General features: G+C 68.3%; 5 protein-coding genes. 4 read left to right on the forward strand and 1 reads right to left on the reverse strand.

All coding sequences use genetic code 11. The features are described from left to right. From ABZZ74_RS51725 to ABZZ74_RS51735, 3 genes are all read left to right on the forward strand, one after another. Window positions 1-201 (forward strand): hypothetical protein (locus ABZZ74_RS51725; protein ID WP_356951083.1); only part of this gene is annotated, 201 nt, incomplete at its 5' end. Window positions 202-1,304: 1,103 nt separating this feature from the next. Then, window positions 1,305-1,997 (forward strand): hypothetical protein, encoded by a 693-nt coding sequence (locus ABZZ74_RS51730; RefSeq protein ID WP_356951084.1) that lies wholly within the window; start codon window positions 1,305-1,307, stop codon window positions 1,995-1,997. Between the two features lie 13 nt (window positions 1,998-2,010). Next, window positions 2,011-2,559 (forward strand): hypothetical protein, encoded by a 549-nt coding sequence (locus ABZZ74_RS51735; protein ID WP_356951085.1) that lies wholly within the window; start codon window positions 2,011-2,013, stop codon window positions 2,557-2,559. A gap of 73 nt (window positions 2,560-2,632) precedes the next feature. Here the strand turns inward: ABZZ74_RS51735 and ABZZ74_RS51740 are convergent, their stop codons facing one another. Beyond that, window positions 2,633-6,130: a hypothetical protein gene (locus ABZZ74_RS51740; RefSeq protein ID WP_356951086.1), complete on the reverse strand. Its 3,498-nt coding sequence runs from the start codon at window positions 6,128-6,130 to the stop codon at window positions 2,633-2,635. Between the two features lie 374 nt (window positions 6,131-6,504). Here ABZZ74_RS51740 and ABZZ74_RS51745 point away from each other — a divergent pair, with 374 nt between their 5' ends. Further along, window positions 6,505-7,125 (forward strand): hypothetical protein, encoded by a 621-nt coding sequence (locus ABZZ74_RS51745; RefSeq protein WP_356951087.1) that lies wholly within the window; start codon window positions 6,505-6,507, stop codon window positions 7,123-7,125. Window positions 7,126-7,202 lie beyond the last annotated feature (77 nt).

Consider the following 7,202-nt stretch of genomic DNA (forward strand, 5'->3'; position numbering starts at 1 on the left):
GACGCGATCAAGGCACGGACGACCTACACGACGGTGCTCGCGATACTCGGCCTGGGCGGCCATGCGGACCGGCGCAAAGGACATCGCCAGCGGCAGACACCCCGGGGGCCGTTCGTATACGTGCACCACTGGGCCACTCGCCTGACGTCTGATGCCCAACGGGAATGGGTGGCGCCCCTATCCGGGCCGCCTGCGCGGTGATGATTCCTGGCGTGCGCAAACAGAAACGCAAGCGCCATTGAGCGGGCTGCGCATCGCCACTGCGCATCCGACTGCGCAGGATCCGCGCCCCATTGCGCACTGTCGATGCGCAGCCCAGTTTGCGCAGTCCCGTTGCGCACCAGCGTCTCCGGCGGGCGGGTGTCGGACTGCGCAACGGCGATGAGTGCTGTGGTCGGGCCGACCACAGGCCGGTCACACGACTGCGTTGTCGGATCGTGACCGATGGTCGGGCCTCGTGGCCGCCAGTCTGGTCGGGGTCAGCCGGTGAGCTGACGGTATGGAGCACATGCACGCACCGGCATTCACGATCACCGTGCGCCCCACGCCGGCGCGACCCGTGCGCCGCTCGTGGCGCTACGTGCTGGCCTACTGCGGGGGAACGGCGGTGAGCCGCTTCGGGGCGGGGAGCCGCCGCGGGGTGATGGCGGTCGATCAGTTCACGCAGATCGCCGACGCGCCGTACTGCATCACCGACCTGCCAGAGCTGCAAAACACCAGATCACAACCAGGGTCGGGTTTCCCGCCAGTGGAGAACCCGACGTTGCCTGATCGGCCGACCAGTCTGCCGCCGCCCGGTACGGACGACAGTCACCGCGATCGTCGCCGCACGGCTCCGGGCCGCTCAGGCCTGCCCGCCTTTGCGCTGGCCGCAGATCCGGCTACGTCCGCGGTCACCGAGCCGGCCGTGCCGGTCACAGGGGACGCGCGCCTGCGGCGTCAGCCGCCCAGGAGGCCCTCGCCTACCGAGCGCTCGCCGAATGCGCCGACTGCGGCCACCCCGGAACCGCCCCCGGTGAGGACCTCTGCCCAGCCTGTCTGGGCTGGCCGCTGTGCCCCACCTGCCCCGGGGCCCACTCCCCGCCGGGCCCCCGCAACGACGACCGCAGCACGACCTGTGCGTCGGCCCTGAACGCCCCATTGGAAGGAAGCATCCGTTGACCGACGACGCCCCGCCCCAAGCAGTTGCCAACCATCCGAGATCCAGAGCCGCCCCGAGGCGGTCGGTGGCAAAACGGTGCCGTGCCCTGCGCGAACGCCACAGGGCAAACAGGTGCCGTTCGGCCGGCTGCGAGGCCGTGCTCGTGTACGAGCGCACCGCGTGGGGCTGGCTCGGCTGGACCGTTCCCCGGGATGGCACCGTGCCCGAAGTCCCCCACCAGATAGCGGTCCTCACCCCGGCCGCGACCTGGTGGCAACGCCTCGGCCTGCGCTGGCTGCTCCGACGCCGTTCGCGGCCCATCCGCCTAGCTCCCACCGCCGCTCTCGTGCCGCGTACCACCGCGGCGATGGCGCTCGTCAGCCTGCCCGCCGGGCTGGTCGCCCTGGCCCACGGCCTACCCGCCGATGTCACGCTCCCGGCGATGCCGCTCCTGCCGCTGCTGGCTGAGCACCTGCCCGAACGGCTGGACGGCCGAGCACGCGAACACGTTCTCACCATCGAAGGTGAGGCGGGCTGCCGTCGGCTGCTGCGCCTCGCCACCCTGCAGACCGGCCTTGTCCAGGCTGCTGCCCGCAGCATCTCCTACGAGGTGCACCGGTCGGCCGAGATCGGCCATCACGTGCTGTGGGACGCCGCATTGCAGCTGCAGACCCAGGACAACCGGTCTGTCCCGGCCGCTCTGGAAGCCCGGGAGCGGCTGATGCTCCAGCTCACCGCCCAGGCGGCCCAGGCCGTCCAACGCTCCGGCACCGAGGATGGCCCTGCCTCCGACGGTGCCGACCTGAGCACACGAGCCCTCTCGCACCAGGGCGCCCGCCCGAAACGCCACCGCTGAACGGACCTCTCTCATGCCCCAGTTGAAATCCCCTCCAACTGCCCGTACGGCGGACGCCTTCCTGCTCTTCGCCCACGAGGCGTACTACCCCGGTCCCGGGACTCAGGAGATCAATACCACCGTGGTCGCCGCGGATTCCCTGTTGCATCCCGAGGTGTGCCAGCCCGACGGCGCCCGCATCCACGCCCTGCTCACCCGGCCCGGACGGGAGCCAGGCGCCGTGGTCCCCCTGGCCACTCTCACCCATGAAATGGGAGGCGGCGCCTCCTGGCCCGACATCGGCGACTGGGAGAGTGTCATCGCCGGCCTGGTGCAGCTCGTCCGCACGGGACGGTGCGACGCGCTCGGCCTCGGCCTGGGCGAGATCGCCCGCTGTCTGGTCTGCACCGGACCGCACGGCAGCGTGCGGACCCGCGGTCCGCACGGGGACGTCATCGTCTATGGCTCCTCCGAGCGCACCGCAGTCCTGGCCTATATCAGCGGCTACTTGGACCACCTTGCAGCAGAGCAGCCCTTCTGGCCCGGCAATGACCTGCTTCCACCGACCATTGGCCATGCGTGACCCGTCGCGTCTGACCTGGTTGAGGCCTTTGTCCTCGGGTGGCTCCGGGCCCGGCGATGGGAGTCCTTTCCGCTCAGGATCGGCACGCCGGTATGGAGGGTTGGTCTGCGAGGTAGAGCGACCGTTCACTACGGGTGAAGGACCTATGGACCGCTCTGCAAATGCTCCTGATCGACCAGGCCGGGTCAGGAAGGGCCACGTTCCACAGCCGGACTGTCTTGTCGCTGCTACTGGCCAGGGTGCGGCCGTCATGGCTGAAGGCCAGCGACGTCACATCGTCGGTGTCTTCGGCCAAGGTGGTGCGGGGCTTGCCGGTTGCTACGTCCCACAACCAGATCTTGCCGTCCCCATCGCTGGCCAGCGTGCGACCGTTGGGGCTGAAGGCCAGCCACGTCGCATCGTCGGTGTCTTCGGCCAAGGTGGTGCGGGGCTTGCCGGTTGCTATGTCCCACAACCAGATCTTGCCGTCCGTTCCACTGCTGGCCAGCGTGTGGCCGTTTGGACTGAACGCCACCGATCCGTCCGTATCCGTATCGGTGAGGGTGGCGCGTTGTCGGCCGGTCGCTACGTCCCACAAGATCACTGAGTCGCCGCAGCTCGCCACGGTGTGGCCATCCGGGCTGAACGCCACCGACGTCACTGTCGCGGCATTCCCTACCATCGTGGCGCGGAGTCTGCCTGTCGTCGCATCCCACAGCCTGACTGCCTGGTCATCACCGCCACTGACAACCATGTGGCCATCCGGGCTGAACGCCACCGACATCACTTCGGCCTCTCCGGGCAAAGTGGTGCGGGATTCCCCGGTCGCCATATCCCACAACCGGATCTTCCCATCCGTTCCACCGATGGCGAGGGTGCGGCCGTTGGGGCTGAACGCCATCGACGACACGGCATCGGTATGTGTGGTGAAGGTGGTGCGCAGTCTGCCTGTGGAGACATCCCACAGTCGCACTTTCCCGTCATCGCTGCCGCTCGCCAAGGTGCGGCCCCGCGGGCTGAATGCCACGGACTCCACTTCGGCAGTTCCGGGCAGGGTGGTGCGCAGCCGCCTGTCAGCCCTCAGATTCCATAGCCGTACCGTTTTGTCGTTGCTGGCACTGGCGAGGGTGCGGCCGTCCGGACTGAACGCCAACGACTCATTCATCGCATCCCTGAGGGTGGTGCGGGGTTTGCCGATCGCCATGTCCCACAACTGGATATCCCCGTTGTCCGACTCAACCGCGAGGGTGTCGCCGTCCGGGCTGAAGGTGATGGGTCCACTCGATGTGCCCGTGAGAACGCTACGACGCCTTCCGGTTGCTGCGTCCCACAGCAGCACTGTTGAGTCATAGGCGGCGCTGGCCAGGGTGCGGCCATCGGGACTGAACGCCACAGATGACACGCCGATGCCGAGCCTGAGGGTGTTACGGAGCCGTCCTGTTTCCACATCCCATAGCTGGATTCCTCCATCGTCGTCCCCCGCAGTCGCTTCGCCGCTGACGAGGGTGCGGCCATTGGGGCTGAAAGCTATCGACGTCACGTAGTTGATAACGGCAAGGGAGGCGTGAAGCTTGCCTGTGGCCGTGTCCCACAGCCTCACTGCCTTGTCATCGCTGCCGGTGGCCAGGGTGCGGCCGTTGGGGCTGAAAGCTACCGACGTCACAGCGTCGGAGTGACCCGTGAGAGTGGCACGGAGTTCGCCGGTAGCTACGTCCCACAGCCGCACCGTCGAGTCATCGCTACCGGCGGCCACAGTGCGGCCGTCCGGACTGAATGCCACCGACGTCACGTAGCTGGTAGGTCCCGTCAGCCGATACCGAAGGGGGAGAGCCTCGGCGCCGAACAAGCTGGATCTGGCTTCCCTCGTGGGACTGGTCTGGTACGCCTGGACCGCAAGCAGAGCGGCAAGATCCGGGTTGGATGAGCGGAGACTGGTCGACTGTGCGGCTAGTTGCCGGGATAACGCTACGTGCTGGGCGCTGATCGCCTGGCGACTTCGCCGCTCACTGGCCTGGTATTGCTGCCATGCGATCAGCCCGGCGGACACGGCCAGGACAAGCAACACCGACAGGGCGGCGCTGAACCGACGCAGGCGCCGAGTGGTGCGCGTGGCCGCAAGCTCCTCGCGGTGACGGGCTGTGGAGCTGGCGGTGAGGAATTCCGCCTCGACCGCAGTGAGACAGCTATTACCGGCGGTTGTGGTGAAAGTTTCCTCGGCGGTGGTCAATCGGGTGCCGCGGTACAGCGCACCAGGGTCGCGGTCGAGGTCGTTCCAGGTATGGGCGGCTTCGGTGAGTTGGCGGTGCAGGCGCAGGCGTTCGCGGTCTTCGTCGATCCATTCCTTCAGCCGGGGCCAGGCGGCGATGAGAGCTTCGTGTGCGAGGTGCACCGTGCTGCCGTCGAGGATGACCAGCCGTGCTTTGACCAGCCGCTCCAGCACTTCGGCGGTGGCTGGGAAGCTTTCTGTATCCAGTTCTTCGCGGGATACGGGCCGCTTGGTGTCTTGTGCGCCCTCCCCTGGAGTGATCAGGCGCAGCAGGATCCGGCGGACGCTGGCGGCCTGGTCGGGGGCGAGGTTGGTGTAGAGGTCTTCGGCGGTTTGGACGATGGCGCCGTGCACACCGCCGGCGGCTTCGTAGGCGGTTGTGGTGAGAGCGCGGCCTTTACGGCGGTGCCAGGTCTCCCGTAGGGCGTGGGACATCAGAGGTAGGGCGCCGGGTTCGCCGTCGACCTCGTCGATGATGCGGGCGGTGAGAGTGCGTTCGACGATGTGCCCTACTGCTTGGGCGGGTTTGACGATGGCGTCACGGAGTTCGCTGCGGTTCATGGGCGCCACCAGGAGGGCGGCGTCGCGTAGTGCGTCGGCCAGGGGCCGGTGCCTGGCCAGGTGTCCGAAGAAGTCGGCCCGTACTGCGATCAGCACCCGCAGCCGGCTGTTGGGGGCCTGGGCTGTGAGGAGACGGTCGATGAACCCGGCGCGTTCTGCCGGGTCGGCGCAGAGGGTGTAGAGCTCCTCCACCTGGTCCACCACCACCCACGTGTCTCCCTCGCCATCACCTTTCGGAGTGAGGCGTTGGCCGTGGTCCCGCAGAGGGTGGGAGCCGGGGGTGAGGACGATCAGCGCTGCCGGGCGCATGCTCGGGTCGGAGGTGGTGCGCAGGCGGGGGATGAGGCCAGCGCGAAGCAGGGAGGATTTGCCGCTGCCGGACGCGCCGACGACCGCGGCGATCCGGTGGCGGCGGGTCAGGCACAGCAGGTCGTCGATGAGCTGGTCACGGCCGAAAAACAGGGCGGCGTCGGCGGGTTCGAAGCGGGCCAGTCCCCGGTAAGGAGGCTCGGCATCTTCATCTGCGCTACGAGGCTCGGCCGCCTCCTCGGCGGCCGCCTCGTGCCACCGTGCTTCCCATTCCTCCAGGTTGCCGCCGCAAGCCTGGACGTACGCGAGGACGACCGGGAGGGTCGGCAACCGCTCGCCCCCGGCGGCCTGTGACAGCGTGCTTGCCCCCTGATTCGTGAGTTTGGCCATCACCCGGTACGTCGGACTACCCGCCTCCGCCCGCAGCTTGCGTAACTCGGCCGCGAACTGTGCCACCGGCCCGGTGCTGGGATCCAGTGGGCTCTCAGGACGCCCCGCCATCGACAGCTCACTCCTCTAACCGCCCGCTTCCCCCGTGGACGCGGCGTGAGGCCGGAAAAGGTACGCAACCTCGTAGCAGGAGGGCAACCCGAAGGCGTCTCCTTCGGCCACCGCCGCAACGCCGTGTCTGTGACCTGCAACGAGTCCATTGTTCAGGGCGGCAAAACCCGCTGCCCATTCAATTCCGGACCCGCTGAACTCAGTGGTGCAAGGCAAAACACAGCGATCCAACCGCGCCAGTCGCCGTGGTCGCGGACCGCGATCGTCCGCGTGTCCGTCAGGTTCGGCGGCCTACGGCCAAGCAACTGATCAGAAGGAGCCACACGAAGATGAGCGTTCACCGCGGAGCGGTACTCGCCACCACCGTCCTCGCGCTCGGCGGCGCCCTCGCCTCCGGCCCCATACCCGACGCGGCAGCCAGCCCGCCCGCCCAGCACCACAGCGCACCCGGCACGGCACCCGTGCCTCGTACGCTGGCCGTCCCTACGAACACGGGCAAGACCATCGCCGCCACGCTCGAGACCGGGCCCGACCGGCTCGGGCCGGCCCCGCGCGGTGTCCCGGCGGCCGCCGCAGCCCGCAAGTGGCACTACAAGAGCGTTCGCGCCACCTTGTGCATGCTGAACAAGAAGCCCTACTGGGGTGGCCCCAAGAACACCGCCTCGTGCGGCGCCGGCTACGCCAGCCTTGCCGGCGAAGTCGCCTACAACGGCAAGTACGTCTGGGGGCAGTGGATCGACTGCCAACACAAGGCCATCCGGTACACGAAGGTCACCGTCGACTGGTGCGGCACCTGGAACAACGGCGGCCGTGGTGGCGGCGTCCGCTACATGGACCTGGGACTGAATGGCACCGCCGAGACACCTGCCGTGACCAACACGTTCTGGATCCGCGTCGACGCCTACCGCAACGGAAAGGTCGCCCTGCGCGGCGGCAACAGCCGACGGTGACACCTGCCCCGACAGACAGGGTCCGGGCCTCGCGAGGGCGCGGCGGGCCTGGGCCATGCCCTCGGTGTAGGCCTCGT

This window comes from Streptomyces sp. NPDC006476, from assembly GCF_040612015.1.
GTDB lineage: Bacteria > Actinomycetota > Actinomycetes > Streptomycetales > Streptomycetaceae > Streptomyces > Streptomyces griseorubiginosus_B.

Bases quoted from the DNA above. Each gene is read 5' to 3' on its own strand.
- ABZZ74_RS51745 (WP_356951087.1), top strand. From the start codon at position 6,505: ATGAGCGTTCACCGCGGAGCGGTACTCGCCACCACCGTCCTCGCGCTC.
- ABZZ74_RS51735 (WP_356951085.1), top strand. From the start codon at position 2,011: ATGCCCCAGTTGAAATCCCCTCCAACTGCCCGTACGGCGGACGCCTTC.